7 protein-coding genes are annotated in these 18,229 nt (G+C 40.2%); 4 read left to right on the top strand and 3 right to left on the bottom strand.

Annotated features, from left to right (window positions below):
- Positions 1-44: 44 nt before the first annotated feature.
- Both B2O97_RS11000 and B2O97_RS10995 read right to left on the bottom strand, forming a co-directional pair.
- A complete protein-coding gene (locus tag B2O97_RS11000; protein ID WP_286767392.1) occupies positions 45-3,446 on the bottom strand; it encodes a DUF1080 domain-containing protein in 3,402 nt (1,133 codons plus the stop codon).
- Positions 3,447-3,458: 12 nt separating this feature from the next.
- Positions 3,459-4,727: a Gfo/Idh/MocA family oxidoreductase gene (locus tag B2O97_RS10995; protein WP_046674856.1), complete on the bottom strand. Its 1,269-nt coding sequence runs from the start codon at positions 4,725-4,727 to the stop codon at positions 3,459-3,461.
- A 383-nt stretch (positions 4,728-5,110) separates the two neighbouring features.
- Between B2O97_RS10995 and B2O97_RS10990 the strand changes: the two genes are divergently transcribed.
- Positions 5,111-7,255: a glycosyl hydrolase family 95 catalytic domain-containing protein gene (locus tag B2O97_RS10990; RefSeq protein ID WP_286767391.1), complete on the top strand. Its 2,145-nt coding sequence runs from the start codon at positions 5,111-5,113 to the stop codon at positions 7,253-7,255.
- A 151-nt stretch (positions 7,256-7,406) separates the two neighbouring features.
- Complete coding sequence (locus tag B2O97_RS10985) at positions 7,407-8,654, top strand: glycoside hydrolase family 88 protein (protein ID WP_286709450.1); 1,248 nt, start codon at positions 7,407-7,409, stop codon at positions 8,652-8,654.
- A gap of 126 nt (positions 8,655-8,780) precedes the next feature.
- Here B2O97_RS10985 and B2O97_RS10980 read toward each other — a convergent pair whose 3' ends face one another.
- Positions 8,781-12,662, bottom strand: coding sequence for a hybrid sensor histidine kinase/response regulator transcription factor (locus B2O97_RS10980; protein ID WP_286767390.1), 3,882 nt, complete (start codon positions 12,660-12,662; stop codon positions 8,781-8,783).
- Positions 12,663-12,799: 137 nt separating this feature from the next.
- On the opposite strand from B2O97_RS10980, the gene B2O97_RS10975 reads away from it, so the two are divergent.
- Positions 12,800-16,141 carry a SusC/RagA family TonB-linked outer membrane protein gene (locus tag B2O97_RS10975; RefSeq protein ID WP_286767389.1) on the top strand — a complete coding sequence of 1,114 codons (3,342 nt, stop codon included), beginning with the start codon at positions 12,800-12,802 and terminating at the stop codon, positions 16,139-16,141.
- 109 nt (positions 16,142-16,250) lie between these two features.
- Positions 16,251-18,143, top strand: a complete 1,893-nt coding sequence (locus B2O97_RS10970; protein WP_286767388.1) for a RagB/SusD family nutrient uptake outer membrane protein — start codon at positions 16,251-16,253, stop codon at positions 18,141-18,143.
- Positions 18,144-18,229 lie beyond the last annotated feature (86 nt).

Genomic DNA, 18,229 nt, shown 5'->3' with positions numbered 1-18,229 from the left:
AAGGGGATAAGATTCCTTATCCCCTTTCTACGTATAAGTTAAGACTATTTGAGTTTTTTTACTCGAATATCTTTAAAGAATACTTCGGTACCGTGTCCAAGGAACCCGATATGACCAGAGGTTCGTTTAAGTCCAGGATGTTGTTTGCCATCCAAGGTTCCGTTTTTGCTTGCCTCGGCGATATCCGCATCAACAATAACAGCGCCATTTAGTGTAACTTTGATACGATTTCCTTTCACGACTATTTCCTCGGAGTTCCATTCACCTACAGGTTTTAAATGACCTTTTTTGGCAGGAACAACACCATAAATCGAACCGTGATATTGGTATTGCTTCAAGTCTTTATAAACATCTGCGCCATCATCAAGTACCTGGATTTCCATTGCCTCATATGCGGCGTCCCCCTCTAGAGGAGCCCTTATTCCCACACCATTGTTGGCACCAGGGGTCAATTTGAAGTCGAAGCGATAAATGAAGTCTGCGTATTCTTCTTTTGTGTAGAGGTTTCCACCAAATTTTGCATTTGGATACACCCAGATATAACCTTCGTCATTGATGACATAGGCTTGGTTTTCTGTCCACTTGTCGAGGTTTGTTCCATCAAAAAGTACTTCAAAACCTTCTTTTTTCTCTTGATCGCTCAATTTAAAGATTTGCTTTCTTGGGAATTCCTTGATAAAAAGATCTCTATAATAAACAACTGAACCATGCGCTTGTAACTCAATTTGTTCGGTAGGGAAAATGGATTGGTTTCTATCCCAATAGTTTTCAAGAGGAATATTATCAGTTACTAACTGTCCATTTAACCAAACCGTGACTTTATCGTCTACCATTTTGATTTTAAACGTATTCCATTCGCCGGTAGCATTGTCGGCAACCTTCAATGGTTTGCTTTCATTTTTCTGGTTGTTATATAATCCACCAGAGCCAACTTGGGCACCGACTCTTGTATTCGCAATATCCCAAATCTGTACTTGTGGAGTACCTCTCAAGTAAATACCGGCATCACCTTCTATACCACCATAGTTCTCCAATTTCCAATCTACAAGCATTTCAAAATCGCCATATTTTTTTACGGTAGCCAGGTTATCTCCTTTACCACTGAAGGTAATTTCGCCATTGGATGCTGTCCAGCCTTTGCGCATGATGTCATCGGCTTTAGCTTGTTCTGCTGCTAAAGTTTTCTCGTTCATCTTACTACGTTTGATCGGATCCGCTACCAAACCTTTCCAGCCACTTAGGTCTTTACCATTGAACATCGAAACGTAACCCTCTTTGATGGGCATTTCAGCGAGATAGCGAACAACGGCTTCTTTAAGGTATCCACTTTCACTACCCGACAATTTACCGATTACCTGTTCAAGAACCTCTCTGACCTTTTTTCCATAGAACTTGTTGTCCATTGCAATGTTCATTGCTACATTGGCAGCAGTTCCGCCCAGTTGTGCATCGTTCATTAAGTCGGCGGCAAAAACTAAAGACTGGTATGTTCCTGTAGGTTGTAACACCGATAATGCTGCTTTTTTCTGATCTGCTGTTTTGGCAACGCTGAATGCATCTCTTAATAACAACGTTTTCTGTTCAGGCGTATTCGAAGAAGAAGAAATTGATTTAATTAATCCCCGGTATACCGTATTGAACAGATTATCGTCTTTTTCTGTTCGGGAAAGAGATACCAATTCTGGAAGTGCGTTGGAGGAAGACCAGCCAGCCAAAGATTCAATTGCTGCTGACCGTAGACTTGTATTATTATTGTTAAGGTATGCAGTTACAGCTTTCAATGACTGTGCGTCACCAAGCCCAGCAAAAATAGGGAAATATTTAGCGGTATTAGGCGCTGCTGATTTCGCTATATTAGTTGCTAGTTTTTCTGTTAATCCTTTTGAATTTGTGCTTGACTGAATCACATTGACAATGGCACGCTGCAATAGAACGGCAGATTTATTATCTGTCGTATTGTTTAGCCTATTGAATAGTTCTTCTAAATCCGACTCCTGGGCAACATTGGGAAGTGCTTTGTTGATCGCTTCTTCGACAGCAGGATTTGAACTCTTTATTGCTAATACAGCTTTGGATGACGCATTGTTGGAACGTTTACTTAAAATATCCAGTAATTGAATCTTTTTGTCGTCATCTACCGTGGCGAGCGCATTGTTGACATCGGTAACAACATTTGCATCTTTAGATGATAGGATCAACGCCTTTACCGAATTGTTGAACTGTTGATCTGTGTTGAGAGCCTGGATTAAAGTATTGGTTTCTTTTCCCTGTGATAGTGTATTTAGTGCACTTAATCCAGCTAATTTAGTTACTGGAGATTGTGTTTTATTTACTAACGCCTGGATTAGTTTTAAACTGCTTGCCGAACCATTGTGGGCTAAGTAGTTCAATACACTTTCTTGAACTTCAGGCGTACCCTTGCTTGCTAAAGCAAGCAAGCTTTTTGCGTCGCTGCCCTTTCCGTATTTTCCGAGTAATTGTAAAGCAATGTTACGGTAAGCACCATTATCGCTCTTAACTGCTGCTAATAAGTTCTTTTGTTGTTTCGCCGGGTCAAGAGTTGTCAATAATTTAAGCGATGCAATTTGACCGTTGATTGATTTGGCTTTTTGGGATTCTTGGAAAAATTTGTTCAGAAACTTGATTGCATCTTGATCATGCTTATTGTCGATCAATGCTTGGGCATAGTCGATACCAAGACCAACCGCATCAAATTTGTCGTAGCTGTAACCTGCAGCAGTTAGTTTTTCCTGGAACAGCGATTCAGAAGCTGTGCCACCTATTTTGCTTAATGCGATTAATGCTGTCCGTTGAAAACCGTCCGAATTATATTTTTTGGTCAATCCCAAAATAGCATTTTCAGCATTTTTATCCTTTAAATCTCCGAGTGCAGTAACTAAGGCAATAGCAGTTTTCTCTGTCGTTGACGCAGCTAAAGCTTTTTCTAATGCTGCTGTCGACTCAGGGGTACGAATAGATACCAGAGTTCTCGCTGCAGCATCGGCAAGATAATCGTTTTCCAAGCAATTTGCGACAGCGGGTATAGCGGTATTATCTGCACATTGACGTAATAGGCGTAGGGCAAAGACCTGATTTGTTGGTTCACTCAATTGCGAGATGGATTTTGCCAAACCTTCAACAAAAACTCTTTTATGCTGTTCTTTACCTGGTTGATTTACATAGAATGAATAGCTGTTTGCTGCAAATTCTATCGGAGCATTATTGCTTCCCGGTGCTTTAAGTCCCTTGAGGAAAGTGACAACGTCGTCAGACGAAAAACCTTCCAACTCATGCATGGCAAGCAAAAATTTTTCTTTTTCTTCGGCAGGCTGCTGTGCCAATACGTCTGCTATTTTGGTTGCAGTCGTTCTATTTTGTGGTTGCTGAGCGTAAGTTGCACTAGATATAAGAAGCAATACAGTCAGCGAATTGAATATTCTTTTCATTGGGATTTCTTTTTAAATAGACCAAGGGCCTCTCATTGGTTGGTGAATCAATCTATTTGCGGCGTCATCATTAATAAATAGCTCGTTTTGAGAGTCGTATTTTAATGATCTGTTTAGTCGCAATGCTGCTAACCCCATGTTGACCAAAGTACAAGAACGGTGTCCATTGATTTCATTCAGTGCAAACTTTTCTCTTGTGCGCACAGATTCCAGGAAGTCGGTAATCTGTGGTGCTGGTTCAGGATATTGTGCAAGTTTTCTTTCCAAATCTGGTATATCTGATTGAAACCCTCGATATAATTTACCTTTTGGACCTTCAATATAGGCTGCCTTTTCATCTTTCGCTTCACCATCTAGAATGATCTGACAACCATCGGCATAGGTAAATGTAATTCGTCTCCATGTGCCCACGGCATCCGGATGTTGCTGCGGAGCATCAACGTCAACAGTAACGGGACTTTCGTTGTCTTTTCCTAAGAAGTATTGAACAGGATCCATATAGTGTTGTCCCATATCTCCTAGGCCGCCGCCATCATAATCCCAATATCCTCTAAAGGTCGTATGTACACGGTGCTTATTATAAGGTTTGTATGGTGCTGGGCCTAGCCAAAAATCGTAGTCAAGTTCCGCTGGTACTTTCTCTTCCGGTAGGTTTTCCTTTCCTACCCAATAAAATTTCCAGTCAAAGCCCGTATGTTTGCTTATCGTCACTTTCAAAGGCCAACCCAACATCCCTGTATCAACTAATTTTTTGATTTTGCTTACGGGAACATTCATTCCATAAAAATCATCCTTAAAACGAAACCAGGTATTTAAACGAAAGATATTACCATGCTGTGCAATGGCTTCTTTCACTTTTTTACCTTCACCGATAGTGCGTGTCATCGGTTTTTCACACCAGATATCTTTTCCTGCTTTTGCCGCTTCAATGGACATCAGTCCATGCCAATGTGGCGGAGTAGCAATATGTACGATATCTACTTCCGGAGATTTAATCAACTCCCTAAAGTCATGGTATTCCTTCACACCACCGCCTAAGTCTGCTTGTGCTGCCGCCAGATGGGTTTTGTCCACATCACAAATAGCTACTGTTTTAGTTCCGGCGTAGCCAAAGTGTCCACGCCCCATATTGCCGACACCAATTACACCTTTGGTTAGATGGTCGCTCGGAGCAAGATAGCCCTGTCCTCCGAGTACAAAGCGTGGTACAATAGAAAATGCCGCAGCACCGACCACGGATTTTTTTATGAAATCACGCCTTGATGAATTCTGTTCTTTCATTTTGGTTGGATTAGTTGTTTTATAATTGATCCACTATTAGGCTGTTAAAAATAACGGCATTGGATATTTAATCTTAAAAATAGATAAAAAACTGATAAATGTAAACTGATAACTAAAATTTTACGTATTGTTTATTTGTGTTTTATTAAAAAATAACAAAAGAATACTGTTGAATTCATTTCTTTCATATATAGTGTCCAATTTTTGCCTATGCCACGTCATTGTGTCTGCTAAATTGTTACATTTCAGCTTGGTAACCGACCTGTCGGATAGATTCGGAAAGCCCTACCGATCAATTTTTCTCAATCGTTTTCGTAAAAGAGGCTTGATTTCAGTCGAATAATCCAGCATCTTTATGGTCGCTCTGATAGCATTAAATCCTAATGATGAATCTAAGAATACTATTTTTACTCGTTTGCATCCTATGCCGGCCATTTGGAGGATCAGCTCAATTTAGAATTCCCGTGTTGGGTCATACGATCTATGAAGGTGTATTTACCGGAAATGGTCTACTGGGAACGATGACTTACTTAGCCGGCAAGAATTCAATGCGTGTGGATATTGGACGAACTAATGTTTATGATCATCGCGCGAATTCGGCCGATAAATTGTTTGATCAGGCGCGTATGTCGTTAGGTCATTTTGAAATGGAATTTGAAAGCCCTATTGTACAGGCACAAGGAGAAATTTATTTAAAAGATGCTTATGCAGAGGCGAAAGTCAGCACGGATAAGGGCATAATGAGAATTCGGACAACCACCTTATCGAATGACAATATTATCTTGCTGGAGGTATTTAAAAAAGATTTTAACGGGAATTACCAGCTTACATGGAAACCCGACGAAGCCATCAGCCCAAGGATGGGATTCAGCTATACGCAAAAACCGAAAAACTATCCGACAAATCCAAAAGGCAGTTTTGGTACACAAGGCGGAATTAAATATTTTGACCAGCCTCTCTTAGCGGGGGGAGGGTATGTAACGGCTTATTGGAGCAAATCTGATAAAGAAGTGGATACCTATTTAATTTCTGTAGATTATAGCCAGCATGGGACTGCTTATTTCAAAAAGGCGATTCATTATGTTCGGAATTTTAATGCGCAACAGTTAACGAAAGGACTGGCATCCCATCGCAAGTGGTGGACAAACTATTTTAAGGCATCGACGCTAGAATTGCCAGATACGGTTTATCAGCGATTTTATGATATGCAACTGTATAAGCTTGCCAGTGCAACAAGGTCAGATAAACCCGCCATGGATTTACAGGGGCCATGGACGAGTCCAACTCCTTGGCCAGCTTACTGGCTTAATCTTAATATGCAACTTGCTTATTCACCAGTTTTCAAAGCCAACCAGCTCGGTATTGCAAACTCGCTGATCCAGATGATTGATCGAAATAAAGATAATTTAAGACAGAATGTTCCCGAGCCTTATCGCTATAATAGTTTGGCTGTAGGTCGCTCCTCGGGACCAAGTTTATGGAGTCCGGTTCTTCTGGCAAAAAATGTTGCGCTGGAAGGCGCTTCCGATGGAGAAAAAGAATTGGGAAATCTCGTTTGGCTTCTGCATAGTTATTATCAGTATTATCGAGCGACCCTTTCTCAGGAAGTATATGATCGCTTGTTCCCGCTACTGAAGGAAGCTATAAATTATCATTTGCACTTATTGCAAAAGGACCAACAGGGTAAATACCATATCGGGGTGAAAACCTATTCACCGGAATACCCTAAAGGTTATGCTTATGATACAAATTATGATCTTTCCATTTTCAGGTGGGGACTCAAGACACTTATAGAGCTGGATCAAGAAAGAGGCGGCAAGGATAAACTTTATGCGGTCTGGAAAGACGTGTTAGCCAACTTGATTGATTATCCACAAGATGCCGATGGCTTTATGATCGCAAGAGACCTTCCCTATGGTGAGTCGCATCGTCATTATTCGCATCTCATGATGATTTATCCGTTTTACGACATAAACTGGGATCAGGCAAATAACCAAGCGCTTATTGAACGTTCTATTGCACATTGGCAGAGCCAAAAGCAATGGTTACAGGGCTATTCATTTACGGGTGCTGCCTCAATGTATGCCATGATGGGGAGAGGAGATTCGGCTTTGGCTTCGCTGGATGTTTTGTTACAGAAATATATTAAATCCAATACACTATATGCCGAAAGCGGTCCGGTGATAGAAACCCCACTCGCAGCGATGGCGAGTATTCAAGAACTGTGTATGCAGTATTGGAATGGCATATTACGTGTGTTTCCTGCAATTCCTTCTAAATGGAAGGATGTTTCCTTTACCAATTTTTTGACAGATGGTGGAAATCTCGTATCAGCGGAGCGTAAAAATGGAAAAACGGTCGGCATCCAAATCCGAAGTCAATATGGCGGTCGTCTACGTTTAAAATCCGATATCGGAACACCAGAGGTAAAAATACAGGGAAAAGGTACCTTTACTGTAGCGCAAGACGGAATAATTGATCTGCAGCTCGATAAGGGAGCAGTCGCTTTGATCAACGCACATGGATAATCGAGCTTAGAGAAAGGAAGACAGGAAAAGCTGGATAGGCAGATGCTTTGAACCCACGCTCCATATTAAAATGGAGAAAAGAGCTGATTATTTAACTATAGAATTGACGCGCTCATGCGCTGACCAAATAAAAATAAACGAATAAAAAATAATGAAATTAAAACAACTTTCTGTGTTATTATTGGCCGTTTTGGGCACTTCGACTGTCGTTCAGGCCCAAACAGCAAAACCGAATCTATCCAAAGAGTTCATTCAGCAACAGTTAGATGCTGCAGCAAAGCAAATAAAAGTCCTGGTGAATGAAACGCCGGCAGAAAAGTTTCCAAAAACTTTCGAAAATGGGAAAGAGGTATTTTCTTCATCCAGTTGGTGGTGTTCGGGCTTCTATCCGGGGACATTGCTGTATTTATATGAAGGCACCAAAGATGAGGGATTATTAAAGAAAGCAACTGAGAAATTGACGTATCTGGAGAAAGAAAAGAACAACAAGGGTACGCATGACTTAGGATTTATGTTATTCTGTAGTTTTGGAAATGCACTTCGTCTCACGGGAGATACGCAAAAGTATGAGCCGATACTCAGTACTGGTGCGAATTCCCTAGCATCTCGCTATAGTCCCGTTACCAAAACAATTCGTTCTTGGGATCACGGATCATGGCAATATCCTGTAATCATTGATAACATGATGAATTTGGAATTTTTGACACAGGTATCTAAAATGACTGGAGATAAAAAATTCTATGACATTGCGGTAGCTCATGCCGAAACAACCTTGAAAAATCACTTCAGAAAAGATTATAGTTCCTACCATGTGATCGATTATGATAAGAAGACTGGTAAGGCTATTGGAAAAAAAACACATCAGGGTGCATTTGATGAATCGGCATGGTCAAGAGGGCAGGGATGGGCACTCTATGGTTATACGATGATGTATCGCGAAACCAAGAAGAAAGAATTTTTGAAGCAGGCACAGCAAATCGCAAAATATATCTTAAGTAACCCAAATATGCCTGCTGATCTGGTTCCTTACTGGGATTTTGATAAAGATAAAATTGCGCAGTCGGACAAAATGTATCCAAATAAGGACCTTCGGGATGTGTCGGCAGCGGCATTGTATGCATCGGCTTTATTAGAACTTTCGCAATACACAAAGGGAAGTGAGGCCGTGAACTATTTTAACAAAGCAGAAATTATTCTTAAAAACCTGTCGAAGGCGCCTTATCTTGCTCCTTATGGTCAAAATGGCGGTTACATTTTACAACATAGTGTTGGAGCGTTGCCATTGAATTCCGAAATCGATGTGCCTTTGACTTATGCAGATTATTACTATGTTGAAGCCTTGGTGCGTTATCAACGCCTATTGTCAGGAGAGCCAATGATCAAAGAGATCGCTAAATAGGACCATCAAAGAAAGCTTGTCGTTGATAAATTAACTCGTTTTAAGTACACAGGTATAGATAAAAAAAGAGATGTTAGAGACATCTCTTTTTTTATGGGATAGGATCTAGACTACTTTGAAATATCACTAAGTTTCAGTGGTCTGGCTAGAATTTGTTGTTTGCTCTGACGGATTGTATCCGAACTGTTTTTTAAATTCCTTACTGAAGTATTTCCTGTCGGAAAAGCCTACGGCATAAGCGATTTCACTGATATTCATTGCGGATGTTAGTAACTCTTTCGCTTTGTTTAGCCTATACGTTTTTACATAATTGTTGAGTGACAAATTGGATATGGCTTTTAGCTTGCGATAGAGGATTGGTGCGCTCATTCCCATTGTTCGCGCTATAAAATTGACATCAAAGCCATCTGATTGGATATTTTCTTCAATCAACTGATTTAGGGATGAGATAAATTGTGCATCGAGTTCATTGTCGAATATAGCCGTTTTGACTTCAAATTCCTTGCTTCTTTTCTGACTGACCGCTATGAGATTGTGTGCAGAAAGAAAAAGCTGTTTATTGTCGAAAGGTTTTGTCAAATAGATGTTTGCGCCATGCTCTAAGGCCAACGTTTGGGAATCGTTGTCGGTTACCGCAGTCAGCAAGATGAATGGTATATGGCAGGTCGTCATATTTGTTTTAATGGCCTGGCATAGCTGAGCACCGTCCATGTAAGGCATCATCAGATCCGAAATAATCAGATCAGGGATATATTCCAATGCTTTAGAAAGGGCTTCCTCACCATTGACAGCAGTAATAATGCTGAAGTTTTCCTCAAATAGACTGACAACGGCTGCTAATAATTCGCTATTGTCCTCTACAATCAAGATGGTCTGCTTTAAGGAAATATCCAGCGTGCCTAAATTCGTTGTGTTTGCTTCCTCTGTCTCTTTTGTTAATATTTCTAGCGGTATAACTCCGGTTTTTTGGTTTATTTGCTTGGGGAGACTAACAGTAAATACAGTCCATTGGCCTTTTTCATCATTCATCGTTGAGCAGCGAATATCTCCTTCGTGCTGCTGCACAATTTGTTTGGTAAGTGCTAGACCAATACCTGTTCCGATCACGTCATTAGCCTGTTCTTCACGATAGTACTCTTCAAATATTTTAAATTGGTTGTCGGTAGCGATACCGATACCATTATCGATAATACTGATCGCTATTGTGTGATCATTTTCGATAAGATCCAGATAAACTGTGCCATGTTCTGGTGTGTACTTGATCGCATTTGATAAGAGATTAAACATGACTTTATCAAATTGTACAGTATCTATGGATTGTAGCCCCACAGCATCCAGCTGCCGGATATAGTAGTTGAGGTGTTTTGCTTTTGCAAGGTCATTTAATAGGTAGAATGTATCTTCTATATATTCCCGAAAAGAGATGTCTGTTTTCTTCAGTACAAAGTGTTTGTCATCGAATTTTTTAAAATCCAGTAGCTCGTTGATAACACCCAGGAGTTTACTGGCATTCTTTTTTATCCGTTTTACCTTGTTCTGGGTAGAAGTAAGATTGGCTGTTTCGGAAATAATTTCATCCAAAGGAGCCGTTATCAAAGTCAGTGGTGTACGGATTTCGTGGGATATCTGTGTGAAGAACTTTATTTTCTTTTCCTGTTCCCGTTCTGAGTTGATCAACATCTCACGTTCGACAACAAACTTGATAACAAAATGTACACCGAGAGTAAACAAGCCGGCATACAAAAGATAGGCCCACCAGGTCCTCCAAAAGGGAGGTTTAATATCGATATTGATCCGCAGGGGTATGCTGCTCCAGATACCATCGTTGTTACTGGCGAAAATGGTCAAGGTGTGCATACCTGTAGGAATATTGGTATATCGTATAGAGGGGGTATTTGTTTCAACCCAATCCTTGTCGAAACCTTCGAGCTTATAGCGGTATCTGTTCTTCTGCGGTTTGATGAAATTGGAACCTGAGAAATTAATCGTTACAAAGTTTTCATCGTGTCGGAGTTTGAGCTGGTAGCTGTTGGGGTCTGACGTTTTCTGTAAACGTCCGTAGTTCAATGGCGTGTCTTCGAGAAAGATATTTCGAAAGAGTACTTCGGGGATGTTCTGATTAAAGATAATTTTTCGGGTATCTAGAGAAACTACACCATTTAGTGTCGTGACGAATAGTGTTCCTGCTTTGCTGGCAAAGACTTTGGCACCAAGTAGATTTTTGACCGGTAAACCGTCATATTGATTCAGGAGATAACGCTGTTTTGTTTTGGGATTGTAGCATATTAATCCATTTTTACTTGTAAGCCACACTTGATTGTTCACAATGATGGGCCAGCCTAAGGAATTGTTTGGAAAACGTGATACTTTGGTAAGCTTATCGTGCTGATCAAGATGATAAAGATCTTCTTTTGACGTCAGCCAGATGTCACCATTCGGATGCACATAAAATCCACCCAGGGCTAATGTATCAAGCTGTTTTATTGGTCGTATGTTTGATTCATTCGGTTTTTTGCGAAAAAGTGTCCCGCCTCTAAGAAAATAGGTCTGCTGTTTATGATCAGCTTGGATATCATCAATTGTACCTGTTTTTAATGCAGCATGATACGTTGCAGGTTTTCCTGGCTCCACGATATAGAGCCCTTTGTTGGTTCCAAGGTAAATACGGTGTGTCGGATCGACGTAAATGCTGTAGATGTTATTTTTGAGATTTAGGAGTTCTTTTTCGAGGTAAAAATGCTGTGCATTTCCAGATTGTGCATCGATAATGGAATAGCCGCCGCCATATTGTGCCGCGTAGATTTTATTATCGCGAACATAGAGGTCCTTGATCAGGTTTGACTGGGTTAATTTTGATAAAGGTGAAGTTACTCCAGTTATTTTGTCAATTTTGTTGATTCCTTCTTCTTCTGTTCCGATCCAAAACGCATTTTCTGACTCAGCAAAACTGCCGGTGATATCGCTACTGAGGCTGAGAGCAGTGCGCGAACGTGTTGAGTAATGCTGTATGGGGATGAGATCGGGGTAGATGGCATTGATTCCTCCAAAATAAGTTCCTATCCAAGTGATCTGTTGGCGATCTATGAAGATATCATAGATGGAATTTTGACTCAATGAGTTTTTGACGGAGGTATTGTGTTTATAGTTTAGGAAATGTGGCGAGCCGTTAAAGATGGAGAGTCCTTTTAGTGTACCGATCAAGAGATCTCCTTGTTTGGTTGGGACTATTTTTCTGATGTTATTGCTCAGTAGGTTGCTGTTTGATTCTGTTAAGTTATTCCATTTTTTATCAATGAAGTTGTATTGGAATATTCCGTGCAATTTTGTGCCAACCCACAAGATACCTTGATGGAAATATTGGGCACTGAAAATACGTTCTTTTAACGGCAGCGGGGGAAACATCAGATTCTGGATATGGAAGATCTGATTATTTTGCCATGAAAAAGACTCGATGCCCTTATAACTTGCTACTGTATAGGTGTTGGGGCTGGTTTGGATGATCGATTGCACTCGGGGGCGGTCGAGGATTCTCTTGAGATTGTAGGAGCCAGCTGTCGGGATTGCCTGATAAAGCCCATTGTCAGTGCATAGAAATATCTGGTCTGATAAAAAATGGATGTCGGTGATGACAATTTTTTCCTGAAAAGGTTTTCCTTGTTTAAATACAGCTTTACGTTTGTCGATGTCGAAAATGAATAGTTGGGTTGCCGTAGCGATGAAAAGATGATTTTTTTCGTTGATGCCAATCTTATTAATATAATCTACCTTTTTAAAGACGGTATCCTGTACTAAAATATTGGTGATATTCTGGGAGTCATATACAAATAGGTTAGCGCCACCACCGAACCAAAGTTTACCCTGTTTATCCTGCGCAATTGTTAATACTGCCTGTTTATCCAACACATTCTCCTGGCTCAGTGTCTCAAACTTAAGATCCTGAGCATGACAAAGGGAAATGATGGATATCAACAGCAGAAATTGTCGCGATAAAATAGGCAATATGTTCATGGTTATGGGGTATTTGGATCAAATTTAAGATTTTACCCCCAAATATTTATGAATTTCACCCCTCTTAATTTGCGTATAGGCCCATCTTTGACCTAGTTAAACAACCAATTTTTATTATAAAGCTAATTTCCTAAAGTATGGCAAAGTTTTACAAAGTTGGACTGTCTGCTATGATGATGTTTACTGTGGGTGCGACTATGGCACAGCAGAAAATTTCGATTACGGGGCGGATTACAGACAGTCAAGGAGCACCTTTAGCGGGTGTAACGATTCGAGAAAAGGGTGGAAAGATCTCTACTTCTACTAATGAGACGGGTCAGTATACCATCTCTGTCCCAGAAAATACTATCATACTGATTTCATACATTGGTTATCAGGATCAAGAAGTCAATTCTAAAGGGCGTTCGATAATTAATGTTAGTCTAGAGAAAAATACTTCAGCACTTGATGAAGTCGTGGTTGTAGGATATGGCACACAGAAAAAAGTCAATTTGACTGGATCTGTCGCTACTGTTGGTGCAGATAAGCTTACCAATAGACCTATTATGAACCTTGCGGCGGCCTTAGGCGGAACGGCTCCTGGTATTCGTGTTACGCAAGGAAATGGTAATCCTGGAAGCGAGGATGTTTCGATTCGTATTCGTGGTACAGGATCTTTCAATAATAATAACCCTCTGATCCTTGTGGATGGTGCTGTGGCCGATATGGTTCCATTAAATACAGATGATATCGAGAACATTTCCATTTTGAAAGATGCGGCTTCGGCAGCGATTTATGGATCTCGTGCAGCAAATGGTGTAATTCTCGTGACCACTAAAAAAGGGAAGAAAGGTGAAGCGCCTAAAATAGCATTCAATGCATTGTATGCACGTGAACAAGCACAAACTGATTTAAAGTTTATGTCGAGTACAGCGGATTGGATGGAACTGCACAACATCGCTAAAGTGAATGCTAACCCAACTTCCACATCTCCCGATTATACACTGTCAACCATTGAAGATTGGCGAAAAGCGAATGGGGATCCTAATGGTATCTATACTAATCCAATCACTGGGAATAGCATTCCAAATTGGTTAGCTTATCCAAATACGGATTGGGCACAGGTTCTCTTTCAACCACAATATTATCAACGATATGGTGTTTCAGTAACGGGAGGGAGTGATAAATCTTCTTATCTCATGTCCGCTGGATACCAAAATAATCCTGGAACGTTGGCAAATACTGGGATGAAAAGATTTAATATTCGTACCAATTTGGAAACAAAAATTGCGGATAGAATTACTTTTGGTACACAAACCTATGCAACAAAGGAGTATAAGCAACCAGGTAGCACTTCGATGACCTATTTGTTGCAGGCTTTCCCAGGCATGACCCCCATTTATCAGGGGAAATATGGTGCTAGTGAAGATCCTAATACAACAAATAAGGACAATATTCTGCAACAGGTTGCTTCAAATGGAGGGGAAAACAACTACACACGTATCAATAGTACGTGGTATGCTAACGCGGATCTTTGGAAAGGGATTGTCGCCGAAGCGCGGTTTAATTACAGTGAATATATGCGTGAGGATGAAAATTACTCACAAAACTTGCCTAGATATAGTTTTAGAGAAAGCTTTGAGAAACCTAAAGAAGGCATAGGGAATTTGGATCAGGCAACTACTTATCGTTTTTCTTATAAATCATCGAGTTATACAGCGAATGCATTATTACGTTATGCCCATACTTTTGGGAAACATGATGTGGGTGGATTAGCAGGTTATGAACAATATTACTCGAAGACAAGTGGTTTTAATGCTACTCAACGTGGATTACTTGATTGGAGTGTTACTGATATAAACTCGGGAGGTACAATGGAGTCCATTGGCGGTTCTGACCAAAATAGAAAAGATAATGCAAAGGCGGAGAACGCAATGATTTCTTATTTTGGCCGGGTAAATTATGCCTACGATGGTAAATATTTGTTTGAAGGAAACTTTCGTTCGGATGCGTCATCTAAGTTTGCTCCGGGACATCGCACCGGATTTTTTCCTTCTTTCTCGGCAGGTTGGGTGATCAGTAACGAACGTTTTTTTGATCCAGCTAAAACAACAGTTAATTACTTAAAGCTTAGAGGGTCTTATGGAACCTTAGGGAATACAATAAGTGGAAATTACGATTGGCAGACTCTTTATCAGAAAGTGAATAATGTATTTAACGAGTCGGTCGCTAATGGGGTTATTCAGCAAACTATCCAAAATCTTAGTTTATCATGGGAGAAGCTAACGACATACAATCTTGGGTTGGAAGCCAGTTTCTTAAATCGCCGTTTGAGTGTCGAGGCTGATATGTATTCCCGAAAGACTTCTGATATCTTAACTGCAGCTATTATTTATTTGACAATGGGTAATATCAATGCCCCTATGTCCAATACTGCTTCAATGAATAATAAAGGGATAGAACTTAATCTAGGTTGGAACGATAAAATTGGAGAGTTTAGATATGGAGTAAATGGTAATATTTCCTATAACATGAACAGAGTTTCAGGTTTTAAAGGCACATTAAAGTATGAGCAAGATCCATCCACTCTCGATATATGGGGTAATCCAACTTGGCGCTATACGAATTTAGCCGATGTATCTACAGGAGGGAATGAGCGTCGTGTGGAACAACATATGCTTGACGAGTGGTTTTTAAGAAGGCCTTATGCGGGAACTGGAACCTATATGAAATCTGACGGAAGTGTAGATCCAAATGGTGGACCCACAGACGGAATGATCCGTACTAAAGCTGATCTGGAGTGGGTGAAATCTATGATTGCTGCAAATTATTCTTTTAATAATAATACGGTTGGGCCTGGTGCAGCAAATATATGGTATGGACAAATGCTTATGGCGGATGCGAACGGTGATGGTAAATACGGTAATGATGATGACCGTGAATTCACAGGGAAGTCTTCTGTTGCCAAATTTGTGTTTGGCTTAAATCTGACAGCAGCTTACAAGGGTTTTGATCTAAACATGCTTTTGGCGGGACGTGTCGGCTCTTATCATTATATTAATGAGCGTGGATCCAATGGATCAATCTTAGCGAATACAGGAGATCAATTGCCAGCAGATGCCTGGACCAAATACTATTCTTATGATGCAGTAAGAGCAAATAGCGATTATGATAATTATGATCCAGCTACAGATCCAAATGCAAATATAAATGGTAAATACCCACGTTTGCTTTCTTCAAGTTCAATCATGCAGGCTAATACATTCTATTTGTACAATACCTCGTATTTAAAGTTAAAGTCTTTGCAGTTGGGGTATACATTTCCTAAAAAATGGATTAATCAAGCTAAAATTAAAGACTTAAGGGTATTTGTAACAGGAGAAAATCTGTTGACATTTAAACATAAAGACTTTCCAGGAGTGGACCCGGAATTAGGTGGTTCATTGATTGTTTATCCCATCGCGAAGCTATATTCCGCCGGGGTATCGGTAACTTTTTAACTTAATCTCAGAACAGCAGGATAAGTTAATTTGAAGTTTTCAATAGAGTAAGACTTAGACTAGCATCTTAATCTTAAACTCTGTTTAGTCAAATAAAATAGAAATAGAGATGAAAAAAATATTAAAATCTGTCATAGCAATTGGTATAGCAAGTTCTTTATCGTCTTGTACGAAAATATTGGACCTTGCACCTAATGACAAAATATCTTCGGGAACAATGTGGTCAACGGAAACGTTGGTTGATCAAGGGGTAATAGGTGTTTACTATTCATTACAACGTCCAGTAAGAAGTGACGGAATTGTAGGAACATCTGCAAATATTGGGTATTATGCTTATGAGGCATTCGGTATGACTGGTCAAGGTGAATATAACTTAAATAACCTTTTCTCCAGCGCCGTGAATCCAAGTAATTCCTATTTTTCATTCCAATGGAAATGGTTGTATGATGGCGTACATCGCGCTAACGATGCAATTGTTCATATACCCGATGCCATGATAGCTCAGGAAAAAAAGAACAAATTAGTAGCGGAATGTAAAGTATTAAGAGCCTTCTTTTACATGCGACTCAATGAGCTGTATGGTCGGAATGGTTTAGGTGTTCCTATTTACACCGAGCCTATTAGTCCTGCAGAAGGTAACAAAGGACAGAGTTCTGAAGAGGAAGTTTGGGCGCTTATTATTAAGGATTTAACTGATGCAATCAATGAGAGTGCTTTGCCAAACAATCAAATCCAAGGTGAAGGACGTGTAAGTAAAGGTGCTGCTTATGCACTACGTGGCCGTGCTTATCTTATGACAAAAAAATACGATCAGGCAGTTGCTGATTTTGCGAAAGTTGGGGAGAGCGGCTACAAACTTTTCTCAAATTATAAGCAATTATTTAAAGTTGCCAATGAACGTTGTGAAGAGATGATTTTGAGCGTTCAATATATAGAGGAACCTTCAGGATACGGTTCGGCCGTACAGAAGTATACCGCCGCATTTCAACAGGGGGCAAAAGATAGCCGGGGATGTTGGACAGATCTCCAAGTGACCCCAGCTTTGGTTAATTTGTATGAAGAAATAATTGATGGAACTACCGTACGTCCTTTTAGTTGGTCAGACTATATTCCTGAATGGAATACGGTAAATGCTTTAGGAGCTCCCAATAGAAAAGTCTTTTTTATCCGGGATCAAAAAGTTAACGGAAATGATGTCCATTCTACTGTTACCACGGTAATCAATACAGAATTGAATAAATTGAATAGTACTGCGCGGGCGTTTTACCTACCAGAAGGGAATGAAGCACGCCTTAAAGCAGCTTACGCAAATAGGGATCCACGTTTAGCGTATAACGTGGTAACTCCTTATGCATCTTTCCAGGGAGTAAACAGCAATTCCACTACTGCAGGTATGTATACCTATAGATTCCCGGTCACTGGTAAATACTATGTGGACCAATCTGGAGCTGAGCCTAATTTGAATAGTAGTTTACCTAGTACTTATTATACTTCGGGAAGCGCCAATGCACAGGCTGAGTTTAAGTATATCCATCGCAAGTTTGTGGGGGAAGGTTTAGAATACGCTCGTCGTGAGCAAAACCCAGTAGACGAGCCTATTATTCGTTATGCAGATGTTTTGTTGATGTGGGCAGAAGCGTTAGTCGAGATGAATGATTTACCTGGTGCTATGGCAAAAGTAAAACAGGTCAGAGATCGGGTTGGAATTCCAACAATGGCCTCCTCTTTTTCAGATCAAAGCAAAGCACGTAATTATGTACGAGACGAGCGGCGTCGGGAATTAATTGGTGAGGGAGTTAACTTTTTTGATGAAATGCGTTGGAAAACACTGAAAGAGACAAAGTTCAACGAAAAATTTGCACAACATGCTTGGGGTGGTACAGAAAATACGGGCGGTACCACTTATGAATGGATAGGTGACCAATGGTACACCTGGCCAGTCCCAAAATCTGAAATAGAGTTAAATAAAAATTTGAAGCCAACACCAGGCTGGGTATATTAATAAAAAACGTTTCAACTAAATTTAAAATCTCATGATGATTTTGTAAAAAAGCTGTTATCAATCGCTCATGCAATCGTTTGCTAGAG

It is taken from the genome of Sphingobacterium sp. UBA865 (assembly GCF_002295765.1).
Lineage (GTDB): Bacteria > Bacteroidota > Bacteroidia > Sphingobacteriales > Sphingobacteriaceae > Sphingobacterium > Sphingobacterium multivorum.
Note: the sequence above shows the minus strand (reverse complement) of the source record. Positions and strands in the feature narration are given on the sequence as shown.

Excerpts from the sequence above, each read along its gene's own strand:
- B2O97_RS10995 (WP_046674856.1), bottom strand. The coding sequence starts at position 4,727 with ATGAAAGAACAGAATTCATCAAGGCGTGATTTCATAAAAAAATCCGTG.
- B2O97_RS10970 (WP_286767388.1), top strand. The coding sequence starts at position 16,251 with ATGAAAAAAATATTAAAATCTGTCATAGCAATTGGTATAGCAAGTTCT.
- B2O97_RS10975 (WP_286767389.1), top strand. The coding sequence starts at position 12,800 with ATGGCAAAGTTTTACAAAGTTGGACTGTCTGCTATGATGATGTTTACT.
- B2O97_RS10990 (WP_286767391.1), top strand. The coding sequence starts at position 5,111 with ATGATGAATCTAAGAATACTATTTTTACTCGTTTGCATCCTATGCCGG.
- B2O97_RS10980 (WP_286767390.1), bottom strand. The coding sequence starts at position 12,662 with ATGAACATATTGCCTATTTTATCGCGACAATTTCTGCTGTTGATATCC.
- B2O97_RS10985 (WP_286709450.1), top strand. The coding sequence starts at position 7,407 with ATGAAATTAAAACAACTTTCTGTGTTATTATTGGCCGTTTTGGGCACT.
- B2O97_RS11000 (WP_286767392.1), bottom strand. The coding sequence starts at position 3,446 with ATGAAAAGAATATTCAATTCGCTGACTGTATTGCTTCTTATATCTAGT.